Below are 263 nucleotides of genomic sequence, written 5' to 3'. Positions count from 1 at the left end.
CCATCATGGTGTATTCAATGGTCGCCTTGCGTCGATCCGGCAACCTTGCCAGATAACGATTGGTAGCAGCAATCAACTCGGCAATCGGGTATTTGCGGTTGATCGGTACCAGCTGGTTACGCAACTCGTCATTCGGGGCATGCAGTGATACCGCCAGCGAGACGTCAGTGACTTCCCCAAGCTTATCCAGCATCGGCACCACGCCGGAAGTACTCAGCGTTACCCGACGTTTCGACAAACCGTAGGCATTGTCTTCCATCATC

The 263-nt window shown here is 54.0% G+C and carries 1 pseudogene; it reads right to left on the bottom strand.

Features of this window, described 5'->3' with window-relative positions:
- A pseudogene (locus Q4563_RS20460) lies at positions 1 to 263 on the bottom strand (23S rRNA (adenine(2503)-C(2))-methyltransferase RlmN); the annotation flags it as partial.

The sequence above is a fragment of the Gilvimarinus sp. 1_MG-2023 genome, from assembly GCF_030548285.1.
The sequence above is the reverse complement of the archived record's forward strand: the minus strand, read 5'-3'. Positions and strand labels throughout refer to the sequence as shown.